The following is a 25,196-nucleotide window of genomic DNA, read 5'->3' on the forward strand; positions in this document are numbered from 1 at the left end:
AGAATGAATATACTCGAACTTGAATTACTAACAGATGCCCTCAGTGAAACGGAAGTGTTTTATAACAACGTCATCGGGTTAAAAACTATTTCGAAAAGCAATTCGAGTATTACATTTGCAGTGGGTGTAACACAACTAACTTTCAGGTCTTGTAAAAATTTAAAGCCAGTGTATCATTTTGCTTTTGATATACCCAATAATAAGTTGATGGAAGCTTTTGCCTGGATAGAAAAGAAAACAGAAATTCTAGCTGTAATTCCACCCCAAAAAATTGCCGATTTTTATAACTGGAATGCCAAGTCTTTTTATTTCTATGATAATAATGGAAATATTCTAGAATTTATTGCTCGTTTCAGTTTGGATAATGCTTCAGAGAAATCATTTGACGGTTTGTCAATTGTATCCGTAAGCGAGATCGGTTTTGTTACCAAAAATGTTTCACAGCTCAGTGATGAAATTTGTAAAAAGTATGCTCTTTCAGTATTTCCGAAGCAACCCAAGCTAAATAAATTTATTGTTCTGGGAACGGATACAGGACTTTTTATTCTGGTGGAAGAAAACCGGGATTGGTACCCAACGCATAAAAAAGCAAAATCGTTTTGGACTAAAGTAGTATTTGATAATAATGGGGAAACGATGGAAATTGAAGCTTCTGGTTAAAAGCGGATTATCGAAATTAAGGGTTTAAATGTGCCGTTAGGCACTAAATCTTGGTAGAAAACATGAATTGGAGCGAATTTATCGTGCCGTAGGTACGCAACATTTATCGTTTTGTTGCGTACCTACGGCACGCTAACGAATTTTAAATCTACTTACTACCTATATTTAGTACCTAACGGCACAAAAAAGACTTTGAACCCTTGATTCTATTAATAATCAAAAAATGCTCGTCAAAAGTGAGTGTTTTTTTTAACAGTTTTTATAAGGTTTCGGCTCCCTATCCTTTGGAGAGGGCCGGGGTGAGGATATTAAGAAAACACTACCGTTTTGTTATTGTAAACCATTGTTTTTCGCTCTGCATGCAATTTTATGGCTCTTGCCAAAACCATACGTTCCAAATCTCGTCCTTTCATAATAAAATCTTCTATGGAATGGCTGTGTGAAACTCTGGCAATATCTTGTTCAATAATTGGACCTTCATCTAATTCTTCGGTTACATAATGACTGGTGGCACCAATAATTTTCACGCCGCGTTTAAAAGCCGAATGATAGGGTTTCGCTCCAGGAAATGCCGGAAGAAAGGAATGATGAATATTGATAATTAGATTTTTGTACTGCGCAATCAAATTGGGTGTGATAATTTGCATGTAGCGTGCCAAAACAATAAAGTCGATATTATACTGCTTCAGTAAATCAATTTGCTTTTGTTCGCCTTCAGCCTTAATGTCTTTGGTAAAAGGAACATAATGAAACGGAATAGAAAAACGTTCCGCCACTGATTTCAAATCCTCATGGTTGCTTATGATTAATGGAATTTCAAGAGGCAATTCTCCAGCGCTGTATCGTCCTAAAATATCATACAAACAATGGTCGTATTTAGAAACAAACAAAGCCATTTTTGGTTTTTCGTCTTGGGTGTACATTTCCCAAGACATATTAAATGGAGTTGCTAAATTAGCCTGAAAATGAATTTTAATTGCTTCAATATCCCAGTTTTTTGCACTGAACTCACATTCCAAACGCATGAAAAACACATTTTCATCGGCATCCACATGTTGGTCCAGATAGATAATATTACCGTCAATGGATGCGATATAATTGGTAACAGAGGCAATAATTGCTTTTTGGTCTTCGCAATGTATAAGTATGGTAATTTTTTGCATTTGATATATCTCTTTCTACTTTAGTCCGTATAGTGTTTTTCAAAACTAAACTTATTTCTTTTTATAAAAAAATTTGATTTTAGTATTTATGTTTTAAAAATAGGAACAGTTTATCCGTAAAAACAAACACCTAACCCCTCTTAAGAGTGGAATTCGATTCTGCTAACATTAAATGTTTAGTTGTTTTTAGCAAATAAAGCGATTAAATTAAATCTTGTCCTGCATTGCAAAAACTTTTTGCAATAAAACGGAAGTTCTGGAACTTAAATTCGTTCTGATGTTTTTTTCTTCAACGGCAACCATCTTGAAAACGCCATTCATCGCTTGATTGGTAACATAATCAGTCAAGTCAGGATTCACTTTGTTTACTAATGGAATGCTGTTGTATTTTGTTATAATGTTAGACCAAACTTTATCGGCGCCCACTTTAGTAAACGAATTTTTTATCACGGGATTAAATTTTCCGTACAAAGCTGTTGAGGTGCTATTTTGTAAATACGTAGTAGCCGAACTTTGATTCCCCATCAAAATCGATTTGGCATCCATAAAAGTCATGTTTCTTACTGCATCAACAAATATGGGAGTCGCTTCCTTAACCGCATCTTCAGCAGCACGATTCAATACTTTCAAACCTTCATCAGCCAATGAACTCAGCCCAATTCTTCTTAAACCAGAATCCACTTTTCTTAATTCTTCCGGGAGTAAAATTTTTACGGCTTCATTTCTATAAAAACCATCTACCGCAGTCAATTTTGTTACTTGTTTAGAAATTCCGTTATTCAGTGCTTCCTTCAATCCTCCTGCAATATCAACGCCTCCTATTCCTTGCGTTTGCGGTAATTGATTCAGAACCTGTTGCATTTCGGCACAACTGGAAAGAGAGACTGCCGCCACTAAAATTAAAACTTTTTTCATCTTAAATTGTTTTTATAAATTTACTGTATCAATTCGGCCTATGACTTGTGTCAAAAGTACTACTTATTCAAAAATAAAGCCACGATTTTATTTAGGAGCACAAACTTTAGGATTTATTTGGGAACATGGGTCCCGCTGTCCTCTTTATCTTTTCGAGTCTTTTCTCGTTTTAGGAACGAGAAAAGACTCGAAAAGGATATCGCTCCCATCGGGGCTAAAATGAAAAATGGTTGCTTTTTTATCAACAACGGTATTAAAGGGCGAATAATTATTAAAAAAAAGTCGTAAATTGCACTCTTAAATTATCATATTCATAAAATGGAACACATAAAACCCTATATTCCTAATAATAAAGTAAGAATTGTCACCGCAGCAGCTCTTTTTGATGGTCATGATGCAGCTATTAACATCATGCGTAGAATTATTCAGTCTACCGGTGTTGAGGTCATTCATTTAGGTCACGATAGAAGTGTGGAAGAAGTGGTAAATACAGCGATTCAAGAAGATGCTAATGCGATTGCCATAACATCGTATCAAGGGGGGCACAATGAATATTTCAAATATATGTACGACTTGCTTCAAGAAAAAGGAGCTGGACAAATTAAAATATTTGGCGGTGGAGGCGGAGTGATTCTGCCTACAGAAATAGCCGAATTACAAGCCTACGGAATCACCAGAATTTATTCTCCTGATGACGGGCGCGCCATGGGTTTACAAGGAATGATAAATGATTTAGTGCAACGTGCAGATTACGCTATTGGAGATAAATTGGGTGATGAAATCAATCATCTGGAGGGAAAAAATCCAAAAGCAATTGCCCGTATTATTTCATCAGCAGAGAATTTTCCTGATGTAGCGGCCCAAACTTTGGAAGCAATCCAAAAGAAGAATGAAAATTGTACTATTCCGGTTCTTGGAATTACGGGAACGGGTGGAGCAGGAAAATCATCGTTGGTAGATGAATTGGTACGTCGTTTTCTAATCGATTTTCCGGAAAAAACGATTGGATTAATCTCTGTAGATCCATCCAAACGTAAAACGGGCGGAGCATTGCTAGGAGATAGAATCCGAATGAATGCCATCAATAGCCCTAGAGTTTACATGCGTTCCTTGGCCACACGCCAATCGAATCTGGCTTTGTCAAAATATGTTGCTGATGCAATTCAAGTCATTAAAGCAGCCAAATATGATATTATAATCTTGGAGACTTCAGGAATCGGGCAATCCGATACGGAGATTATGGATCATTCTGATGTTTCCTTATATGTAATGACACCAGAATTTGGTGCTGCAACCCAATTAGAGAAAATCGACATGCTTGATTTTGCTGATTTGGTAGCGATAAATAAATTCGACAAACGCGGTTCTCTGGATGCGTTACGAGACGTGAAAAAACAATACCAACGCAATCACAATCTTTGGGATGTGAATTTAGATACACTTCCTGTTTTCGGGACAATTGCCTCGCAGTTTAACGATCCGGGAATGAATACGCTTTACAAAGCGATAATGGATAAAATCCATGAGAAAACGAATTCTGATTTGAAATCGACGTTCCAAATCACTCGTGAAATGAGCGAGAAAATCTTCGTTATTCCACCACACAGAACCCGTTATTTATCTGAAATTGCCGAAAGTAACCGAAAATATGATGTGACGGCGGTAAGTCAGGAACAAGTAGCCCAAAAATTATACGGAATTTTTAAAACGATTGAATCAGTTTCCAAGAAAATTCCAGAATTAAATAAGACCGGAATTAATGATGATTCGGTTTTACCTAGTGCTTTGGAATCTGAAAAACCAGGAGTAGCTGAGGATAGAATCTTTTTGAATCTTTTACTAAACCAGTTTGATAAAGTAAAAATGGATTTGGATCCCTACAATTGGGAAATCATTTTGACTTGGAATGAAAAAGTTAACAAATACAAAAATCCAGTTTATACGTTTAAAGTTCGGGATAGAGAAATAAAAATGGCAACACATACGGAGTCACTTTCACATTCTCAAATTCCGAAAATAGCGTTGCCAAAGTATCAGGCTTGGGGCGATATTCTACGTTGGTGTTTGCAGGAAAATGTTCCTGGAGAATTTCCTTTTACCGCTGGTTTGTATCCTTTTAAACGTGAAGGAGAAGATCCTTCAAGAATGTTTGCTGGAGAAGGCGGACCGGAAAGAACCAACAAACGGTTTCATTATGTGAGTGCCGGATTGCCGGCAAAACGATTGTCAACGGCCTTTGACAGTGTGACTTTATACGGAAATGATCCACATGTACGTCCTGATATTTATGGGAAAATTGGTAATGCCGGAGTTTCTATTTGTTGTTTGGATGATGCCAAGAAATTGTATTCCGGTTTCGATTTGGTTCATGCAATGACTTCGGTAAGTATGACTATCAATGGGCCGGCACCTATGTTGTTAGGCTTTTTTATGAATGCTGCGATAGATCAACAATGTGAGTTCTACATTAAAGCGAATAATCTGGAAGCAGAGGTTGAAGAAAAAATCAACGAAATCTATACCAAAAAAGGAGTAGAGCGACCGCATTATCAAGGCGATTTACCCGAAGGAAATAATGGTTTAGGGTTGATGCTTTTGGGCGTAACCGGAGATCAGGTTTTGCCTACGGATGTTTACAATGAAATCAAGGCAAGAACGTTATCTCAAGTTCGTGGAACAGTTCAAGCGGATATTCTTAAAGAAGATCAGGCGCAAAATACTTGCATTTTCTCTACTGAATTTGCTTTGCGATTAATGGGAGATGTGCAGGAATATTTCATTACCAAGAATGTAAGAAACTTTTATTCGGTTTCCATTTCAGGGTATCATATTGCCGAGGCAGGGGCAAATCCTATCACGCAATTAGCTTTCACGCTTTCTAATGGTTTTACTTATGTGGAATATTATTTGAGTCGTGGGATGAATATTAATGATTTTGGACCCAACTTATCGTTCTTCTTTTCGAATGGAGTTGATCCGGAATATGCCGTTATCGGTCGTGTAGCACGTAAAATTTGGGCGAAAGCCATGAAAAACAAATACGGCGCTAACGAACGCGCACAAATGTTGAAATACCATATTCAAACTTCCGGACGTTCCTTACACGCACAGGAAATAGATTTCAATGATATTCGTACGACTTTGCAAGCGTTGTATGCGATTTATGACAACTGTAATTCTTTGCATACCAATGCGTATGATGAAGCGATTACAACGCCAACAGAAGAATCAGTGCGACGAGCGATGGCAATTCAGTTGATTATCAATAAAGAATTAGGGCTGGCCAAAAATGAAAACCCAATTCAAGGTTCGTTCATTATTGAAGAATTAACGGATTTGGTTGAAGCTGCGGTTTTAGAAGAATTCGACAGAATTACTGAACGTGGCGGTGTTCTAGGTGCTATGGAAACGATGTACCAACGCAGTAAAATTCAGGAAGAAAGTTTGTATTATGAGACTTTGAAACATACCGGAGAATTCCCAATTATCGGAGTGAATACGTTCTTAAGTTCCAAAGGTTCTCCAACGGTAATTCCAGCCGAAGTAATTCGCGCCACCGAAGAAGAAAAGCAATACCAAATTGATATGTTGCATCATTTGCACCAGTCCAATCAGGATTTAGTAAAGGAACACTTGAATACGCTTCAAGAAGCTGCCATTAAAAATGAAAATTTATTCGAACACTTAATGGAAGCAACCAAGGTTTGTTCTTTGGGACAAATTACTTCGGCTTTATTTGAAGTTGGTGGGCAATATAGAAGGAATATGTAGCATGCATAAGAATTGTAGATGCTAATTTTAATCATAAAAGAGGCTGTTCTTATAAAGATACAGCCTCTTAAAAATAATATACTGGTATTCTTTTCGGTAACAAACTAATCATCATTTGCTACATTTTTATTTTTCAATGCCGGTTTGTAAACTTCCGAGATTGCTTTTGTTGTTAAAATTGACTTTTCTTCAGAAATAATAATTTCATGTCTTACTTTTTTTAGATTGTTTTCCACAACCAAATAGTAAGTTCCAACTGGAAATGCATCTAAATTATACCTTCTTGCGATTCCTTTCTCTCCTGTTGCATTTTCGGTGTAGATTAAGTTATTCTCATTGTCATAGATAGATACATTAACTTTTTTGATTTCATTTAGAGAAAAGCTAATTTCATTTCCTTTACCTTTTTTTACATTCAGTAAAAAATCGCCGTCGATTGCATACGAACTCATGCTAGTCATTGCCACTACGAACAATAAACTTAATTTTAAAATCTTTTTCATGATACTAGTTTTTAATTAATAATTAAAATTTATAGTGCTAAATTAATTCAACAACACATGATGCAACACCGCTATTTTTTCTGATTTAGGTACTATTTTATCTTTCACGAAAACGATTTATGTTGAAAACGCTGTGATTTTATGTGTTTGTTTATTAAGTACTTATGAGTATAAAAGACTAAATATGAATTTTAATGATTATATTATCCTAAAAAAATGGACTAATCTATATCCAATATTTACATTTTAATTAAAGTCCTATCAATGCTATTGAGGTGGCTTTTTTTCTGGTTGAAGTATTTTTGAAGATATTTGATTAGTGTTGTCTAAATAAAAAGACTTTTCAGTAATGAAGATTTTTTTATAGCCATTTTCATTTCATTCCAACAATTTTGATAAATGAAAATTAATGCTTTAAAATCCCCGTGATGTTTCCAAAATCTTAAAAAAAATGAGCCGATTCTACTATTTTAAGATTATCAATAATTGTCCAAATTTTTCATCAAAAAATCAATAAAATTGCAATAAAGTGATTAAAATACAAGGACGATTTATTGGTTTTAACATTGTTTTTTAATTAACAAAATTTATGTAATAAAATAATTAATTAATTGATAATCAAATAGTTAACGAGTTATTTAGTATTAATATTTTATTGCCGTAAAGCTTTTCTTAGTGAAGTGTGTTCTTTGTCGGGAATAATAGAATGTTGTCTTGTTTATGTCTGTTTCTTTTCCTTTTTTTGGTGCAATACCTAACTTTGGTTTAACAAAAATTTATTTGATTTAGGTTGTTTACCAAGCAACTTTCAGGTTAATAAAAGGATTTTTTTGTTTCCCCTAAATAAATATCCTTTAGATGATGGACTACTTCAAATTATTTTTTGAAGATGTTTCGTTTTTCTGCAAGTTTTCTCCCCCGAGTCTGAAAACTTTTGTTGCATACCTATTTTGTTAATTTCAATGCTAATTGTTTAAGATTAGAGTTTTAAGGTTGCTTTTTAAGCGACGGTCTGGTTGATAAAGAATTTAGTTATTGTTCCCCACAATAAAAATCCTTTGAATGATGGAGTACTTCATAAATGTGTTTATGAAGGTGTTTTGTTTTTCTAGAAGTTTTATTCCCTAAGTCTGTAAATTTTCCTTTTTTCTAATTTATGATGTAAAAATACTTTTATTATGAAAAAGAATACAATTTCGAAGTTTTTCGATGTTTTATCTAGCAAAATAAATTGTTGCTTATCAACGAAAAACACTGTTTCTGAATTAAATTTTTTTAAATTTAATGAGAGAAATTCAATTGATTACCTGTCAAATTTATGGTTTCGTTGTTGGCACCAGTCGATCGTATTCCCATTTATGTTGGCGGCAATCCTAATGATAAGTTATACGGCAAATGCGCAAAACATTCTGGGAAGAGCACCCGTTTTAGCTCCTAAGGGAGGTTTTGGTGTTGACGGAAATGCATTTGTTAAGTTTCCGGGTCCTCCAGCAGATAATCCAACTTGGGGTGACTTTTTATTTGAGAATCAGGCAGCCCCTGTGACAGCAAATCCAGGGGGGATATTTGTACCTATACCACCCCCATACAATTATCCAGACGGGCCATTACCACCTGAATTTTATGTGTACCCTAATACTGTCTTTTTTAGAGATAATATTACAACCAGTGATCCAACTACTTTTACCAGTAGCAATAAGATCGATGATGTTGTAAGCTCTTATACTTGGGGTGTAGGTTCTTCACCAGACAAAAATGAAATTCAAAATGCAATTGCTCATTTTACTTATGGAGATCCTGTTTTAGGCGGAAATTCTGCCGATTTATGGTTGATTTTCGCTGCTGACCGTCAAGTGACTAACGGAAGCAGTTATATCGATTTTGAGATTCTTCAAAAACCATTGACTATGACTACGACGGGAACTGACTCAAAAGGGTTTGCTTTTGGAACCTTTACCTCTGCGGCGGGTACTCCTAGCGGACGTACAGTTAATGATCTTTTAATAACTATTGAGTTTACCCAAGGTGGAGTAGCAGCAAATGTGGTTGTTAGAAAATGGCTTGGAACTAAATATAGTGACCCTTTTACCCCAGCTGCCGGGACCGTTTATGGTACGAATAATTTCGTAACAACTGTGGTGCCCTATCCTGTTTATAATCAAGCTCCTGTTTCTACCAATCCTAATTTATGGGCTTATGCTCCAAATCAATGGGCAGAAGGGGCTGTTAATATAACTCAAGCTTTAGGGGTTCAAAATGATCCTTGTTTTGCAGTTAGTACTTTATTTGTAAGAACTAGAACTTCTGGTTCTTCCGGTCAATCAGAATTAAAGGATTTTCCTGGAGCACCTTTTCAATTACATTTATGTACGGATAAAACACCGCCGACTATTGTCTGTCCAACAGTAACCTCTCCAATTAATTGTCCAGCCACACCATCCTTCGGTGTAGCCACAGCTACCGATAACTGTCCTGGAAATATACCAATAACTTTTGCCGATGTAACCACTCCAGGCAACTGTCCAGGTAACTACAGCGTGACCAGAACATGGACGGCTACCGATGGTTGCGGCAATACCTCCACCTGTAGCAGAACTATTGTGGTTCATGATACTACACCTCCAGTAATTACTTGTCCTACGGTAGTATCACCAATTAACTGTCCTGCCACACCATCTTTTGGAGTAGCAACCGCTACCGATACTTGTGACCCAAGTGTGGCAATCACTTTTGCAGATGTAACCACTCCAGGGAATTGCCCTGGTAATTATAGTGTAACCAGAACATGGACCGCTACAGATGATTGTGGTAATACAGCAACTTGTAGCAGAACTATTGCAGTTCAGGACACTACACCTCCGGTAATTACTTGTCCTACAGTAGTATCGTTAATAAACTGTCCTGCCACTCCTAATTTTGGAACTGCAACAGCTACCGATACTTGTGACCCAAATGTGGCAATAACTTTTGCGGATGTAACCACTCCAGGTAACTGTCCAGGCAACTACAGTGTGACCAGAACATGGACCGCTACAGATGATTGCGGAAATACCGCTACCTGTAACAGAACCATCAATGTTCAGGATATTACTCCTCCGGTTATTACTTGTCCTACAGTGGTATCACCTATTAACTGTCCCGCCACTCCGACTTTTGGTGTAGCAACGGCTACCGATACCTGTGACCCAAGTGTGGCAATCACTTTTGCCGATGTAACTACTCCAGGCACCTGTCCCGGTAATTATAGTGTGACCAGAACATGGACCGCTACTGATGATTGTGGTAACACCGCAACTTGCAGTAGAACCATTAACGTTCAGGATATCACACCTCCGGTAATTACTTGCCCTACAGTAGTATCACCTATTAACTGTCCTGCCACTCCGACTTTCGGTGTAGCAACGGCTACCGATACCGATGATTGTGGTAATACCGCTTCTTGTAGTAGAACTATTAACGTTCAGGATACCACACCTCCGGTAATTACTTGTCCAACAGTGGTGTCACCTATTAACTGTCCCGCCACTCCGACTTTCGGAACAGCAACGGCTACCGATACTTGTGACCCAAGTGTGGCAATCACTTTTGCCGATGTAACTACTCCAGGCACCTGTCCGGGTAATTATAGCGTGACCAGAACATGGACGGCTACTGATGATTGTGGTAACACCGCAACTTGCAGTAGAATCATCAACGTTCAGGATACCACACCTCCAGTAATTACTTGTCCTACGGTAGTATCACCTATTGACTGCCCTGCCACTCCAACTTTCGGAATAGCAACAGCCACCGATACGTGTGATCCAAGTGTAACAATTACTTTTGCCGATGTAACTACGGCGGGAACTTGTGCCGGAGCATATAGTATAACCAGAACATGGACCGCTACAGATGATTGTGGTAATACCGCAACCTGCAGCAGAACTATTGTGGTTCGCGATACTACACCTCCAGTAATTACTTGTCCTACTGTAGTATCACCGATTAGCTGCCCAGGTACCCCAACTTTTGGTGTAGCAACAGCTACCGATACGTGTGATCCAAGTGTAACAATTACTTTTGCTGATGTAACGACTCCAGGCAGTTGTCCAAGTAACTATAGTGTGACCAGAACATGGACCGCTACCGATGATTGTGGCAATACCGCTACCTGTAGTAGAACTATTGCGGTGCAGGATACTACTGCTCCAGTGATTACATGTTCAGGTCCTAAAACGATCGAATGTAATGCTGCATTTAATTTTGATGAACCAACTGCCACTGATAATTGTAGTACATACACTATTATTACTGTTGGTACCGTAGTCAATGCTGATGGAAGTCAAACACGTACTTGGAAAGCAGTTGATGCTTGTGGTAATGAATCTACTCCGTGTAGCCAAACCATTAGTGTAACTCCTTGTGCTCATATCTTCCCGACTCAGACTACCTGTTGTAATTTCAGCACAGGAACAGCTACTCAGTTATCTCAAGTTTGTTATACAGCCTCTTCTCCTAGTAACGGGAAAGTGACTAATGCAATTCCGGGTGTGTTCTTCTATTATTCAAATGTGGTGGCACCAGCTGCTAACTTTACAATTAATGTAACACAATCTAATGATGGTGATTTGAATAAACTGTTTAGTGTGCAAAATACTTCCAATGTCCGTTTGTTTACTCAGGGATGCGGAACAAATGTAAACTTTACTGCAAGTATTGTCAGTGGTTCTGAAGCCAAAATGGTTGTGACAGGAGCTACGATTGGAGCAACGTATATTATTTCTGTAAAATACGATGTGAAATCAATCATTGGTGCTCATATCTCAGGTGCTAATCCTACCAGTACCTATACTTTCAAAAGCTTTACAAAAGTAGGTGCCAATGCAGCTGTGCTTGTAACAGGAAGTACAGGAACTATAGATGCCGTATCTGGTTGTACAGATAATACTCCATTACCTGGGGATTGTACACTTCCTACAGCAATTGCTCCTAGTATTATCAATAAAGCACCTAGTATTGAAGCAAAAATTGAAAGCGTAGGATTTGATGCATATCCAGTTCCTTTCAAGGATCAACTTACTATTAGATATAAATTTGATTATGTATCTGATGTAAAAATTGAGGTATTCAATGCACAAGGTATTTTAGTACTTTCAAAAACTGATACCAATAGTTATTTGAACAAAGAAATTGCATTAAGCCTTAAAGCAAATAAAGGACAAGAGCAAGTTTATGTTGTTAAAGTAACTACGGACAAAGGAAGCAGTACTAAAAAAGTAATGTCTTCCAGATAGTTTAAATAATTGTTTATCTAATCCCTAAAAAAAGAATGAAATGGATTAGAATATAAAATAAGCCTCGGGAGTGAAAATTTCCGGGGTTTATTTTTGTTGTTTTTTAATTGAGTTTTATATAAAAAAGCTTGAGATTGATAAAAGATTTTTTGTTTCCCATTATAAAAATATCTTTTTAATGATGAAGTGCTTTATTGCCATTTTTCATCATTTAAGTTTTACTAAAAAAGCGGACTAATTTTCGTTTACTATCTGCATTAAAATCAAAGCCATTTCAATAATAGTGATTTGGCTTTGATTTTATCTTTTATAAACAACTTGGTTTTTTATTTATCATTATCATTTCGTCTTACATTTCGAAAGAATAAAAAACAATGTTTTAAATTCTTATGGTGTTACCAAAATATTAAAAAAAGAAATCCATTTTAATAATTTAAGATTCTCAATAATGTCCTGAAATGGGTGTCTAAAAATCAGTATAAATACAATTAAATGATTAAAATGCAAGAACGATTTGTTGTCTTTAACATTATTTTTTGATTAACAAAATTTAAGTAATAAAAATATTAATTAATTGATAATCAATTAGTTAACGAGTTTTTTAGTATTAATATTTTACTGCTGTAAAGCTTTTCCTAGCGAACTATGTTCTTTGTCGGGTATAACAGAATGTTGTCTTGTTTGGCTTTATTTTTTTTTCGTTTTTTGATGTAATACCTAACTTTGGTTTAACAAAAAATTATTTGATTTGAGTTGTTTGTCAAACAACTTTCAAATTATTAAAAGGATCTTTTTGTTTCCCCATAATAAAATATCCTTGTATGATGGAGTACTTCATAAAATTATTTTTTGAAGATGTTTCGTTTATCTGCAAGTTTTCTCTTTGAATCTGAAAACTTTTGTTTACCCTGTTTTTATTATTTTTAATTCGAATCATTTTTAAAATCAATATTTTAAATTGTTTTAAAAAAGTGTTTTTTGTTCATAAATGGATATGGTTTTGCATATTCAGTTTATTGAAAGTATACTTCATCAATCTATTTTTTGAAGCTGGTTATTTTTTAGTAGTTATCTCAAATCGGTAAACTTCTTATTTTTTCTAATTATGGTATTAAAATACAATTTATGAGACAAAACCCTTTAATTTTTCGGAAACCCAAATTCTACTAATGCTTTCTTATTAATAATATGGTCTTAAAACCAAATTATTATGAAAAAAATTATCTCTTTTAAGATAAAAAGTATGCAAGAATATTGTTGTACTTTTTTCCAACTTTTAAACGTAAGTTTTTCAAAATTTAATTTCATAACTCCTATTTATTGGCGTCAGTCATATACTTTACCACTTATGTTGACAGCAATTTTAATGACAGGTTATAAAGTTAATGCGCAGGGGTCCATTAAAGGTATTGTGCCAGTACAGCACCCCATTGGGGGATCTGGAGTTGATGGCGATGCTTGGGCTCATGAACCTATTGGATCTATATACGAAAATGTAGGAGACTTGTTTGATAAGCTTTACGACCCGGTCAACAATCCAACCCATACGGTTAATCATGGTGTGCTTGACTTAACAACAGGAGCGCTTCTGTACCCTGGCTCCACTTTTTTTCTGCAGGATCGTTATCAAAATGATCTGACTATATTCACTCTCTCGAACAAAATAAATGATAATCCAAACACCTATACTTGGGGTGCAGGATCTTCACCTAACAAAAATGAAATCCAAAATGCGGGTGCTCATTTTAGTTATGGTGACAGTTCTATTCGTGGTGGAGATGGTGTTACTGGTGCATTTGGGGACCCTAATGATTTGTGGTGTCTTTTTGCAGGAGATCGTCAGGTAACTAATGGAAGCAGTTATATTGATTTCGAGTTTTTACAAAAATCTTTAACAATTACGGGTGCCACATTCGGTCCTCTAGATCCTGCTACTGGTACTGCCCCAATTACTGGTGGTAGTGGTGGTTTTGCTACTGAAGGAACCCAAGGAGGTCGAACAGTAGGGGATATTTTGGTCACTATTGAATTTACCCAAGGTGGGGGAGATGCCAATGTAGTGATTCGGAAATGGACACAAATAGGAACCGGAGTATATGAATATGTAATTGTGCCAAACAATGCTCCCGGTATCGCAGGAAATATTTATTGTACGAATAATACAGTAACTACTACGGTACCTTTTGATGCATATGGAACCACTCCAGGGACCTATGCCCCTAATCAATGGGCTGAAGGGGCTATCAATCTTACAAAAGTATTCGAAGCAACTAATAATCCTTGCTTAGTTATAAGTACGTTGTTTGTTAGAACAAGATCTTCAGGAAATTCAGCGCAATCGGAACTAAAGGATTTTCCTGGAGCTCCAATTCAGTTGAAATTGTGTTCGGATAAAACACCTCCTGTGATTTCAGCCTTACCAGAGGCGACCACTATCAATTGTCCATCAATTCCGGCTTTTGCAACACCAACTGCAACGGATAATTGTACATTAAAATCGTTGACTTCTACTGATGTAACTACACCAGGTAATTGTGCCGGTAATTACAGCGTGACCAGAACCTGGACTGCTACGGATGATTGTGGAAACACATCAACAGCTACACAAACGATCAATGTTCATGACGTTACAGCACCGGTAATCGCAGCTTTACCAGCCGCATCCACTATCAATTGTCCAGCAGTACCATCATTCGCACAAGCTACCGCAACAGATGCTTGTGATGCTTCCGTGACGTTGACCTTTGCCGATGTAAGAACCGATGGAAAAAATGTCCAGGTAATTACAGCGTAACCAGAACCTGGACCGCAACCGATGATTGTGGCAACCATTCTTCTGCAACACAAACAATCAATGTCCATGACGTTACACCACCAACGCTTACTTGCCCAGCTGGTGAAACAGTTGCATGTGGTGCAACACCAGTCTTTGGTATTCCAACAGTAAGTGATAGTTGTGATTCAAATCCAATCATTAATGATTTGGGAATTACTACAACAAATAATGCAGATGGTTCAGTGACCTATACAAAAACCTGGACAGCTACTGATGCTTGTGGTAATACATCAATTTCCTGCAGCCAAAGTATTATAGTACCTGCATGTGAAGGATGTACTTTAGGATATTGGAAAAACCATACTGACAGATGGTGTTCTTCTTACACTCCTTCTATGTTGTTTGGTAATGTGTTTGTAAATGCACCGTCTAATTTTGCTAATTTAACTTTACTGCAAGCTCTAAATTTAGGAGGCGGAGGTATTTATAATTTAGCTCGTCAAGGCGTAGCCGCTTTATTGAATGCTTGTAGTGATGAAGTTGATTATCCAGCACCTTATGGTAGTAATACTCAATCAGTAATAAATGCTGTTAACTCAGCCTATTTAGCTGGAGGAAGCGCGCCTGGAACATTGGCAACTCAACTGGATATTCTTAATAATTCAGGTTGTCCATTGGGCGGAACTAGTGCTACCCATAAAGAAGTTGGTTCTAGCACTAACGCTGATTTTACTGCTTATCCCGTTCCTTTCAAAGATATACTTACGATCAGATACGATTTTGATTATGTGTCTGATGTAGTAATCGATGTATATGATGCACAGGGGATTTCAGTGCTTTCAAAAAAGGATACCAATAGTTATTTGAACAAAGAAATCTCGTTACACCTTCATTCCTATAGAGGTCAAGAACAGGTTTATATTGTGAAAGTAACTACTGATCGAGGTAGCAGTGTAAAAAAAGTAATGTCTTCCAAATAGATTTTAAATAATTGTCTAATCCTTAAAAAATAAATGAAATGGATTAGAGTATAAAATAAAACCTCGGAAGTGAAAACTTTCGAGGTTTTTTTAACTCAGTAATTAATTTTTATTTTATAAAAAACAATCAAATTTAAAGTTGGTTTTTTATAAAATTGCTTGATGGTTAATAAAAAAGTTTTAGCTATTACTTCCCACAATACAATATCCTTTTGATGATGATGTGTTTCATAAAATCGTTTATGAGGATGTATTGCTATAGTAAGTTTTGACTATCAAAACGTAAGCTTTCTCTTTTTTTATTCTAACTTTTTTTATTTAAAAATTAGGTTTTTTTAAGCCCCATTTGGTTACTAAAAGGTTGTTTATTCCCCAAAATAAAATATGCTTTTGATGATGGAGTTCTTCATAAAGTAGTTTATGAAGGTGTATTGTTTTTTCTAAAAGTTTTCAGTTCCCAGTCTGCTAGTTTCGTACTATATAACAACTATGGTTTTAAACTTTATTATCATGGAAAAAAATTCACTTCTGACGTTTTTCGACGTTTTATTGCGCAAAATTAATTCTTGCTTTATACCGAAAAACACAATTTCTACATTAGGTTTAAAAATACCTAGTTTATTCTATTTTAATCCTCAATCACAAAAAACGGATCTTACAAAACGATATTCCCATAATAATGTTTCAAAATCAGGGTTTGGGGGATTCTTTTTTTCTTTTGTAAACATGATGCTATTTTTATTAATATGTTTCTTGTTTTTTTCTGCACAAATCAATGCACAGGTGCTTCCCGGAATAGCTACTGTTAATACACCAACAGGAGGTTTTCAAATTGAAGGTGATCTGCAAGCTAATACACCAATTGCTGGTAAAGGTGACTGGTTGCCAGGTGTTGCGGGTAGTGGTGGTAGTGTTTTAACTGTAGCAGGCACACCAGTTAATGCTTTAACAACTTTTCATTTAACGGATCTTTATAATACATCGGAAAATAATTTTTCGGGCGGTAAAAAGTTTAATGACAACCCAAATCTCTGGACTTGGACAAGTAACAGTGCACTTGGTAAATGCGATATAAACAATGCATTATTTCACTTTACAACTGCTCCATATACAGATCCAGTAACACATGTAAATTCGATTCACACCTGGCTTATTGTAGCAGCCGACCGACGCAGTAACAGTGGTAATGCCTACATAGATTTTGAATTGCTGCAAAATACAATGACAGATAATCCTAATGGCACTTTTTCTTCTGCGGGTCCAAACAATGGGCGAACCAAAGGAGATATTCTTTTAACGCTGGCTCTAACAAATGGTGGAGGTGCTGCTGAGTTTTTTGTAAATAAATGGGACTTGGTGGGTGGTATTTATGATTATGTTGACAAAACATCCTCTACTCCCGCAGGATCTGTTTACGCTTCTACCAATGCGGGAAACGTTCCCGTATCTTTTAGCGCTTTTGGTCTCAATCAATATTCTTCCAATTTATTTGTAGAAGCCGCTATAGACCTGACAGCATTGCTTGGTGCAATTGATCCCTGTACAAGTCTGGGAGTAAAAACATTATTCATCAAGACGAAAACTTCCCAATCTCCTACCGCTACTATCGTTGATTTTATAAATGCAAAACAGGTATCCCTGCAAATTGGGTTGGCAAATGCCGGTTTGGATCAATCACAATGTGGAAGTGTTTTCTCCGTTACTGGAACAGCCACCCCAAGCCCCGGAGATGCAATTAGCTCAACAACATGGAGTGTTTTTTCTGGAACTGCAGCCATTACAAGTCCTTCATCGGCAACCAGCAATATAACCGTTACAGGCTCTTCTGCCACTTTACGTTACACAGTAAACACTATTCGTGGATGTACAGTTTATGATGATGTTGTCTTAGAAGTTTTAACGCCTCCAACTGCCAATGCAGGCAGCGATGTGACAATAAATTGTACTACTACAAGTACCACTTTGGTAGCCAGCGGGGGCGTTTCCTATTCTTGGTCACCTGCAACGGGATTGAGTGCAACAAATATTGCCAATCCTGTAGCTACACCAGCGACTACAACAACTTATACCGTAACGGTAACAGGGGCAAATGGATGTACAAAAACAGATGATGTAATAGTGACTGTTACTACAACAACTTATACCGTAACGGTAACAGGAGCAAATGGATGTACAAAAACAGATGATGTAATAGTGACTGTCACGCCAGCAACTACAACAACTTATACTGTAACGGTAACAGGGGCAAATGGATGTACAAAAACAGATGATGTAATAGTGACTGTTGACAAAGCATTACCGTCAGCCAATGCTGGCAGCGATGTGACAATAAATTGCACCACTACGAGTACAACTTTGGGAGCCAGCGGAGGTGTTTCCTATTCCTGGTCACCTGCAACGGGATTGAGTGCAACAAATATTGCCAATCCTGTAGCCACACCAGCTACTACAACAACCTATACCGTAACGGTAACAGGAGCAAATGGATGTACGAAAACAGATAGTGTAATTGTAACAGTTGATAAAGCATCACCTTTAGCTCCAGTTGTTTGCGTTGTTCAGCCTTCTCTTTGTGGACCAACAACAGGATCAGTTACTATCCTTAATCCAATAGGTTCCGATTATGTGTACAGTATTGATAATGGTACTACCTGGCAGGCAGCTACTGTATTTTCTTCTTTAGCTCCAGGTTCAGTAACGGGTATAAAAGTTAAAAAACTAAGTTCTGGCTGTATCTCAGACCCTGCAGATTGTAGTGCTTCAAATTGTCCAGCACCATCTCTAGCTAAAATTGCTAATCCAGATACTAAAACAACAGAAACAATTGCTCCTATAGAAACAAGTCTAACTGCTAAAACTGCAAACTCAGGGTTTGATGCGTATCCTGTTCCTTTCAAAGACCAGCTTACAATCAAATACAAATTTGATTATGTATCTGATGTGAAAATTGAGGTGTTTAATGCGCAAGGTATTTCAATATTTTCTAAAATGGATACCAATAGTTATTTGAACAAAGAAATTGCGCTAGACCTTAAATTAAGTAGAGGAAAAGAGCAAGTATATATTGTCAAACTAACTACTAATCGTGGAAGTAGTGTGAAAAAAGTAATGTCTTCCAAATAATTTTAAAAACCAATTTTAACTGAAAAGCATCCGTTTAAGCGGATGCTTTTTTTGTTTACTTATTTTAATAGGCAAATGTTAAACAGTAATTTTATCTAATTTTAAATACTCAATATGCAATTCATCTTCTTTTAAATCAGTTACGGATTTTGTAATCTTTAAGGAGTACCGTTCTTTAAATTGTTTGTTCAATATATCCGATATATTGTAAATATCATCCACATCGATACCATATTTATCATCAATATGGGAAGTAGCTCCCTTGAAACCACAATGTTTATAGAAAGTGGTTTTCTTGGCATTTTTGGAAGCCAACCCTAAACTTTTGGCAACAGAAAGTATTTTATAATGGTATTCTTCAAATTCATTTTCTTTATAACCACCCAAATTAATAAAAAATAATTTTTCAGGAGCAGTAGTTGGAGCTGCATCTTTGATACTAATTTCAATCGAATAATTATCGACTACAGCAACTTCTCTCCAGGCATCAATATGTATTTTTCCTTTGGCTTCGGGCCAAAAAACTTTCATCTGTGGAATTAAATTTTTTAAAGAATTTCCAATTCCAAAAAAAATATCATGCTGCTCCGTAAGCCTTCCTTCCGGCTTGCAGCCCAGCATTACCATGTATAATTTAAGTTCTTCTTTCATATTCAAATATACATTTTTTTATAAAAAGATACTTTGGCACAATTCATGAATGTATAAAAAAAATGAACCATTAAAATATTTAAATCATGAAAAAAATACTTACCCTTTTAGCCATTGCAGGATTATTTAGTTTGCAAAGTTGTACCGTAACGGATAACGGACCTATTGTTGATAATCCTACTAGCCAAGTATTTGAAGTTAATGCTTCTTTTACTTCTAATAATAACTACAGTAAATTAATCACTTTTAGTTATCCCATTTATTCTTCGGATGTAGTATTAGTATACCGATTATCCGGTACAACTTCACAGGGTGGTGATATATGGAAATTATTGCCTGAAACACATTATTTTAGTGATGGAACACTTGATTTTGGTTATGATCAAGATTATACTACAAGAGATGTAAATGTATTTATGATTGGAAATGATTTGCAATCGGTTTCTACGGATTTTAGATTGAATCAAGTCTTAAGAGTTGTTATTGTCCCTGGAGGTTATGCAACTTCGATAAATAAAAATAGTTTTGAAGCGGTTATGGCGACTTTAAAATTAAATGAAAGTCAAATTCAAAAAATTCAAATGTAATTTTAGAAGTATACACATAAAAAAAGGGAATCGAAAGACTCCCTTTTTTTATGGTTTTATTTTTATGATATAATGTAGATTAGCTATTTTCTTCAGCAACTTCTTCTTTACCCATTTTTATAGATACAATGATTCCGACCAATAGCGAAACAGCTATAAAAGCTAACGATACCCATTCAGGCATTTCGATAAAATCGTGAAGTAACATTTTGAGTCCCACAAAAGTTAAAATAGCAATAAGACTGTATTCTAAATGGGCAAATTTTTCTAACATATTGGCCAAAAAGAAATACATGGAACGTAATCCTAATATCGCAAAAATATTAGAACTGAAAACTAAAAAAGGATCATTTGTAATAGCTAAAATTGCAGGAACACTATCAAGTGCAAATACAACATCCATGACTTCAATAACTACCAAGGCCACAAATAACGGAGTTGCAGCAGTAATATGCCTTCTTTTTACAAAAAAATGTTCTTTGTCCATGTGATTGGAGATAGGCATCAGTTTCTTAAGGCTCTTGTAAATAAAAGATTTTTTTGGTTCAAATTTTTCATCTTCACCGGTGAATAACATCCGCATTGCGGTATAAACCAAAAATGCTCCAAAAAGATAGGTTGTCCACGAGAATTTATTAATCAGTAAAACACCAAAATAAATCATTGTCCCTCTAAAAATGATTGCTCCCAATATTCCCCAAAACAAAACCCGATGTTGGTATTTTTGGGGTATTTTGAATGCAGAAAAAATTATGGCAATAACAAATATATTGTCAATACTAAGGGATAATTCGATCAAATATCCTGTTATGAATTTCATCGATGCAGCTATTGGTTTCAATCCATCCGGATTTGAAATGTAATTATTACCGTATAGCCAATAGATTACTCCAGAAAATAAAAAAGATAATGCTACCCATATAGCAGTCCATTTGCCAGCTTCCTTCGAACTGACAATATGTGGCGTTTTGTTGAAAACACCTAAATCGAGTGCAAGAAATAGTAATACGGCAGCTAAAAATGAAATCCAGACAATCATAAATCCAGTTGTTAATTATTAGGATGAGTAAAGATACTTTTTGATTATTTAAATTTTAAACTTATTGTTAAATAAAGTTGCTTTGTGATTACTGTAAGGCATAAAAAAAAGTGCCTTCATTACTGAAGGCACTTTTAAGTATAAATTAGCTAAGGTTTACAATACTGATTTTACAGTTTTTATAATTCTTGCAGCAATTTTGTATGGATCACCATTAGATGCTGGTCTTCTGTCTTCTAAATATCCTTTCCAACCATGTTGAACAGTATATAAAGGAATTCTGATTGAAGCTCCTCTATCAGATACTCCGTAAGAGAAATCGTGGATAGAAGCTGTTTCATGTTTACCAGTTAAACGTTGTTCGTTGTAAGCTCCGTAAACCGCAATGTGTTCTTCAACAACTGGACGGAAAGCTTCACATATTTTGTCATAAATTGCTTTATCTCCACATGTTCTAAGAACTTCGTTAGAGAAGTTAGCGTGCATACCTGAACCATTCCAGTCAGTATCACCTAATGGTTTTGGGTGGTATTCAATATAGTAACCGTATTTTTCAGTCAAACGATCTAATAAATATCTAGCAACCCAGATTTCATCACCTGCTTTTTTAGCTCCTTTTGCGAATAATTGAAATTCCCATTGGCCACAAGCAACTTCTTGATTGATACCTTCAAAGTTAAGTCCGGCTGCGATACATAAATCTGCATGCTCTTCTACTAAACCTCTTCCGTGTGTGTTTTTTCCACCTACTGAACAGTAGTACATACCTTGTGGGGCAGGGTAACCACCTATTGGAAATCCTAAAGGCAATAAAGTTTTAGTATCCATGATAAAATATTCTTGTTCGAAACCGAACCAGAAATCACCATCATCATCAATAGTAGATCTACCATTAGATGGATGTGGTTTTCCATCAGCAAACATCACTTCGGTCATTACCAAGTATCCATTAATACGAGTTGGATCTGGGTAGATCGCAACAGGAACTAATAAACAGTCAGATGAACCACCTTCGGCTTGTCTTGTTGAAGAACCATCAAAAGACCAGTTTCCTATTTCAGCTAACGTTCCTTGAAAATTTTCGTGTTCTTCTACTTTAGTTTTACTTCTAAGATTTTGTGTTGGTTCGTATCCGTCTAACCAAAGGTATTCTAATTTTATTTTAGCCATAATAATATAAATTTATTTTCTTTTTGATAATTTTCTTGTGCAAATATAAATTAATTTGTCAATCTCGTAAAATCAGGGGGTAATTTTTATTTAACGAGGTATAATTTTTAGCATTACTGCATTTTTTGAGGGGTATAATTAAAAAAATGTAATTTTAGTTGGGTATAAAAATTAAATTCATAATGCAGATTTTTTAGTCATTATTAAATAGTTAAGATTTTTATTACTTCAGATGTAAAAAGAGCTACTTTTTTTAATTTTAATTTCTATCTTAAAAAGAAAGTTAAGATATGTTAATGAGAGGATTAAATATTACTGGAATGAATTATATTTGTATGTGTTTTAAATTACGATTAATATTTTAAATTTATAATTATGTCATCAATTCGTTTTCAAGCATTAAGGGAAGCTTCCAATAGAAAACCTGTTCATTTTGAAGAAATAGACAGAAAATCAATTATTTATGGTTCTAATGTGTTTAATGATAAAGCGATGAAGCAATATTTGACTTCAGATGCTTTCAAAGCAGTTCAAGGAGCTATTCAACACGGAACTAAAATAGACAGAAAACTAGCGGATTATATCGCAATGGGAATGAAAGAGTGGGCCTTGTCAAAAGGAGTAACCCATTATACACACTGGTTTCAGCCACTTACAGGAACCACTGCTGAAAAACATGATGCTTTTTTTGAAACATCTTATGACGGTAGCGATCCAGTTGAAAAATTTGGTGGAGCACAATTAGTACAACAAGAACCAGATGCATCCAGCTTTCCAAATGGAGGAATCAGGAACACATTTGAAGCAAGGGGATATACAGCTTGGGACCCAACTTCTCCAGCATTTATTTTTGGAACTACATTATGTATTCCTACTGTTTTTATTTCCTATACAGGAGAAGCATTAGATAATAAAATTCCATTATTGAGAGCTTTATCAGCTATGGATGAAGCTGCTACGGAAGTATGTAAGTATTTTGACAAGAATGTAAAGAAAGTTACTGCGACCTTAGGTTGGGAGCAAGAATATTTCTTAATTGATAAATCTTTAGCAAATTCTCGTCCTGATTTAGTGATGACAGGAAGAACTTTGCTAGGACATACCTCTGCAAAAGGACAACAGCTTGATGACCATTATTTTGGTTCTATTCCAACTCGTGCATTAACGTACATGAGAGATTTAGAACAAGAATGTATGTTGTTAGGAATTCCGGTTAAAACACGTCATAATGAAGTGGCTCCAAATCAATTTGAGTTGGCCCCTATTTTTGAAGAGACTAACTTAGCTGTTGACCACAACTGTTTATTAATGGATGTAATGCAAAAAGTGGCTGAACGTCATGATTTGAAAGTGTTATTCCATGAAAAACCGTTCAAAGGAGTTAATGGTTCCGGAAAACACAACAACTGGTCACTGGCAACTGATACCGGAGTCAACTTGTTAAGCCCGAGTAAAACGCCAATGAGCAATTTACAGTTTTTGACTTTCTTTATCAATACTATTAAAGCGGTAAATGACTATGAATCATTATTAAGAGGTGCAATTGCAACGGCAAGTAATGACCATAGATTAGGTGCCAATGAAGCGCCGCCAGCGATTATCTCTGTATTTATTGGAGAGCAATTGACTAAAGTTTTAGCTGAATTAGAAGGGGTGACTACCGGGAAATTGTCTCCAGAAGAGAAAACAGATTTAAAATTAAATGTTGTTGGTAAAATTCCAGATGTGCTTTTGGATAATACGGATAGAAACAGAACCTCACCATTTGCTTTTACAGGAAATAAATTTGAGTTCAGAGCAGTAGGATCCTCTGCAAACTGTGCTAATGCAATGACCACTTTGAATACTATTGTTGCAAAACAATTGAAAGATTTCAAAATAGAAGTAGATGCTTTGATTGAATCTAAAGACATGAAGAAAGACGATGCCATCTTCAATGTTTTGAGAGAGTATATTAAAGTTTCCAAAAAAATTCTTTTCGAAGGAGATGGTTATAGTGATGAATGGGAAATAGAAGCAGGGAAAAGAGGTTTAAGCAACTTTAAAACTACTCCTGAAGCATTGAAAGCGAGAGCTTCTAAACAAGCTTTGGATTTGTTTTCTGAAATGGGGATTATGAACCATATTGAAGTGGAAGCGCGTTACGAAATTGAATTGGAGGAGTACACTAAGAAAATTCAAATTGAAGGCAGAGTTTTAGGTGATATTTCCACAAATCACGTTATTCCTACTGCAATTCGTTATCAAAATACTTTGATTGAAAATGTTAAAGGTTTGAAAGATATTTTTGGAACTGAGTTTGAAACAATCGCCAAAGAGCAAATTGTATTGATCAAAGATATTTCAAAACATATTGAAGGAATCAATTCAAAAGTAGCTGAAATGACTAACGAAAGAAAGAAAGCTAACGTAATGACTGATGCTCAAGAAATGGCTGAAGCCTATTGTAATAATGTAAAGCCTTATTTTGAAGTGATCCGTGAACATTGTGATAAACTGGAGTTGTTGGTAGACAATGAACTTTGGACATTGACTAAATATAGAGAATTGTTGTTTACAAAATAATAACAAACACTATTTCATAA

Annotated in this window: 15 protein-coding genes; 8 read left to right on the forward strand and 7 right to left on the reverse strand. The window is 35.7% G+C overall.

What is annotated here, in order from left to right; genetic code table 11:
* Positions 1 to 3: 3 nt before the first annotated feature.
* Positions 4 to 660 (forward strand): VOC family protein, encoded by a 657-nt coding sequence (locus OA85_RS00100; RefSeq protein ID WP_039107224.1) that lies wholly within the window; start codon positions 4 to 6, stop codon positions 658 to 660.
* A gap of 308 nt (positions 661 to 968) precedes the next feature.
* Here the strand turns inward: OA85_RS00100 and purU are convergent, their stop codons facing one another.
* Complete coding sequence (gene purU / locus OA85_RS00105; RefSeq protein WP_039107225.1) at positions 969 to 1,823, reverse strand: formyltetrahydrofolate deformylase; 855 nt, start codon at positions 1,821 to 1,823, stop codon at positions 969 to 971.
* A gap of 207 nt (positions 1,824 to 2,030) precedes the next feature.
* Positions 2,031 to 2,738 (reverse strand): DUF4197 domain-containing protein, encoded by a 708-nt coding sequence (locus OA85_RS00110; protein ID WP_039107227.1) that lies wholly within the window; start codon positions 2,736 to 2,738, stop codon positions 2,031 to 2,033.
* Between the two features lie 318 nt (positions 2,739 to 3,056).
* On the opposite strand from OA85_RS00110, the gene OA85_RS00115 reads away from it, so the two are divergent.
* The gene (locus OA85_RS00115; protein ID WP_039107228.1) at positions 3,057 to 6,509 is read left to right on the forward strand and encodes a methylmalonyl-CoA mutase family protein; all 3,453 of its coding nucleotides are present in this window, start codon (positions 3,057 to 3,059) and stop codon (positions 6,507 to 6,509) included.
* Positions 6,510 to 6,613: 104 nt separating this feature from the next.
* Here OA85_RS00115 and OA85_RS00120 read toward each other — a convergent pair whose 3' ends face one another.
* On the reverse strand, positions 6,614 to 7,012 hold the full coding sequence (locus tag OA85_RS00120) for a FimB/Mfa2 family fimbrial subunit (RefSeq protein WP_039107229.1): 399 nt from the start codon (positions 7,010 to 7,012) through the stop codon (positions 6,614 to 6,616).
* Positions 7,013 to 8,190: 1,178 nt separating this feature from the next.
* Here OA85_RS00120 and OA85_RS00125 point away from each other — a divergent pair.
* On the forward strand, positions 8,191 to 12,285 hold the full coding sequence (locus OA85_RS00125) for a T9SS type A sorting domain-containing protein (protein ID WP_082014097.1): 4,095 nt from the start codon (positions 8,191 to 8,193) through the stop codon (positions 12,283 to 12,285).
* Between the two features lie 1,210 nt (positions 12,286 to 13,495).
* A complete protein-coding gene (locus OA85_RS00130) occupies positions 13,496 to 15,079 on the forward strand; it encodes a hypothetical protein (RefSeq protein WP_156129385.1) in 1,584 nt (527 codons plus the stop codon).
* On the opposite strand, the gene OA85_RS00135 is transcribed toward OA85_RS00130, so the two are convergent.
* Positions 15,069 to 15,260, reverse strand: coding sequence for a hypothetical protein (locus tag OA85_RS00135; RefSeq protein WP_039107232.1), 192 nt, complete (start codon positions 15,258 to 15,260; stop codon positions 15,069 to 15,071). The genes OA85_RS00130 and OA85_RS00135 overlap by 11 nt on opposite strands.
* Positions 15,261 to 15,267: 7 nt before the next feature.
* Between OA85_RS00135 and OA85_RS00140 the strand changes: the two genes are divergently transcribed.
* Together OA85_RS00140 and OA85_RS00145 are read left to right on the forward strand one after the other, a co-directional pair.
* Positions 15,268 to 16,041: a T9SS type A sorting domain-containing protein gene (locus OA85_RS00140; RefSeq protein WP_039107234.1), complete on the forward strand. Its 774-nt coding sequence runs from the start codon at positions 15,268 to 15,270 to the stop codon at positions 16,039 to 16,041.
* A 510-nt stretch (positions 16,042 to 16,551) separates the two neighbouring features.
* Positions 16,552 to 19,164, forward strand: a complete 2,613-nt coding sequence (locus OA85_RS00145; protein WP_039107235.1) for a T9SS type A sorting domain-containing protein — start codon at positions 16,552 to 16,554, stop codon at positions 19,162 to 19,164.
* A 78-nt stretch (positions 19,165 to 19,242) separates the two neighbouring features.
* Here the strand turns inward: OA85_RS00145 and OA85_RS00150 are convergent, their stop codons facing one another.
* Positions 19,243 to 19,815, reverse strand: a complete 573-nt coding sequence (locus OA85_RS00150) for a DUF1543 domain-containing protein (RefSeq protein ID WP_039107237.1) — start codon at positions 19,813 to 19,815, stop codon at positions 19,243 to 19,245.
* Between the two features lie 86 nt (positions 19,816 to 19,901).
* On the opposite strand from OA85_RS00150, the gene OA85_RS00155 reads away from it, so the two are divergent.
* Positions 19,902 to 20,402 (forward strand): hypothetical protein, encoded by a 501-nt coding sequence (locus OA85_RS00155; RefSeq protein ID WP_039107239.1) that lies wholly within the window; start codon positions 19,902 to 19,904, stop codon positions 20,400 to 20,402.
* Positions 20,403 to 20,481: 79 nt separating this feature from the next.
* On the opposite strand, the gene OA85_RS00160 is transcribed toward OA85_RS00155, so the two are convergent.
* On the reverse strand, positions 20,482 to 21,441 hold the full coding sequence (locus tag OA85_RS00160; protein WP_039107242.1) for a TerC family protein: 960 nt from the start codon (positions 21,439 to 21,441) through the stop codon (positions 20,482 to 20,484).
* A gap of 156 nt (positions 21,442 to 21,597) precedes the next feature.
* Positions 21,598 to 22,611, reverse strand: a complete 1,014-nt coding sequence (locus tag OA85_RS00165; protein WP_039107244.1) for a glutamine synthetase beta-grasp domain-containing protein — start codon at positions 22,609 to 22,611, stop codon at positions 21,598 to 21,600.
* 375 nt (positions 22,612 to 22,986) lie between these two features.
* Here OA85_RS00165 and OA85_RS00170 point away from each other — a divergent pair, with 375 nt between their 5' ends.
* Positions 22,987 to 25,176: a glutamine synthetase III gene (locus OA85_RS00170; RefSeq protein ID WP_039107246.1), complete on the forward strand. Its 2,190-nt coding sequence runs from the start codon at positions 22,987 to 22,989 to the stop codon at positions 25,174 to 25,176.
* Positions 25,177 to 25,196: the final 20 nt, after the last annotated feature.

The sequence above is a fragment of the Flavobacterium sp. AED genome (genome assembly GCF_000812945.1).
GTDB lineage: Bacteria > Bacteroidota > Bacteroidia > Flavobacteriales > Flavobacteriaceae > Flavobacterium.

Excerpts from the sequence above, each read along its gene's own strand:
- OA85_RS00100 (WP_039107224.1), top strand. The coding sequence starts at position 4 with ATGAATATACTCGAACTTGAATTACTAACAGATGCCCTCAGTGAAACG.
- purU (WP_039107225.1), bottom strand. The coding sequence starts at position 1,823 with ATGCAAAAAATTACCATACTTATACATTGCGAAGACCAAAAAGCAATT.
- OA85_RS00110 (WP_039107227.1), bottom strand. The coding sequence starts at position 2,738 with ATGAAAAAAGTTTTAATTTTAGTGGCGGCAGTCTCTCTTTCCAGTTGT.
- OA85_RS00115 (WP_039107228.1), top strand. The coding sequence starts at position 3,057 with ATGGAACACATAAAACCCTATATTCCTAATAATAAAGTAAGAATTGTC.
- OA85_RS00120 (WP_039107229.1), bottom strand. The coding sequence starts at position 7,012 with ATGAAAAAGATTTTAAAATTAAGTTTATTGTTCGTAGTGGCAATGACT.
- OA85_RS00125 (WP_082014097.1), top strand. The coding sequence starts at position 8,191 with ATGAAAAAGAATACAATTTCGAAGTTTTTCGATGTTTTATCTAGCAAA.
- OA85_RS00130 (WP_156129385.1), top strand. The coding sequence starts at position 13,496 with ATGAAAAAAATTATCTCTTTTAAGATAAAAAGTATGCAAGAATATTGT.
- OA85_RS00135 (WP_039107232.1), bottom strand. The coding sequence starts at position 15,260 with ATGATTGGATTTGAATCACAACTATCACTTACTGTTGGAATACCAAAG.
- OA85_RS00145 (WP_039107235.1), top strand. The coding sequence starts at position 16,552 with ATGGAAAAAAATTCACTTCTGACGTTTTTCGACGTTTTATTGCGCAAA.
- OA85_RS00150 (WP_039107237.1), bottom strand. The coding sequence starts at position 19,815 with ATGAAAGAAGAACTTAAATTATACATGGTAATGCTGGGCTGCAAGCCG.
- OA85_RS00155 (WP_039107239.1), top strand. The coding sequence starts at position 19,902 with ATGAAAAAAATACTTACCCTTTTAGCCATTGCAGGATTATTTAGTTTG.
- OA85_RS00160 (WP_039107242.1), bottom strand. The coding sequence starts at position 21,441 with ATGATTGTCTGGATTTCATTTTTAGCTGCCGTATTACTATTTCTTGCA.
- OA85_RS00165 (WP_039107244.1), bottom strand. The coding sequence starts at position 22,611 with ATGGCTAAAATAAAATTAGAATACCTTTGGTTAGACGGATACGAACCA.
- OA85_RS00170 (WP_039107246.1), top strand. The coding sequence starts at position 22,987 with ATGTCATCAATTCGTTTTCAAGCATTAAGGGAAGCTTCCAATAGAAAA.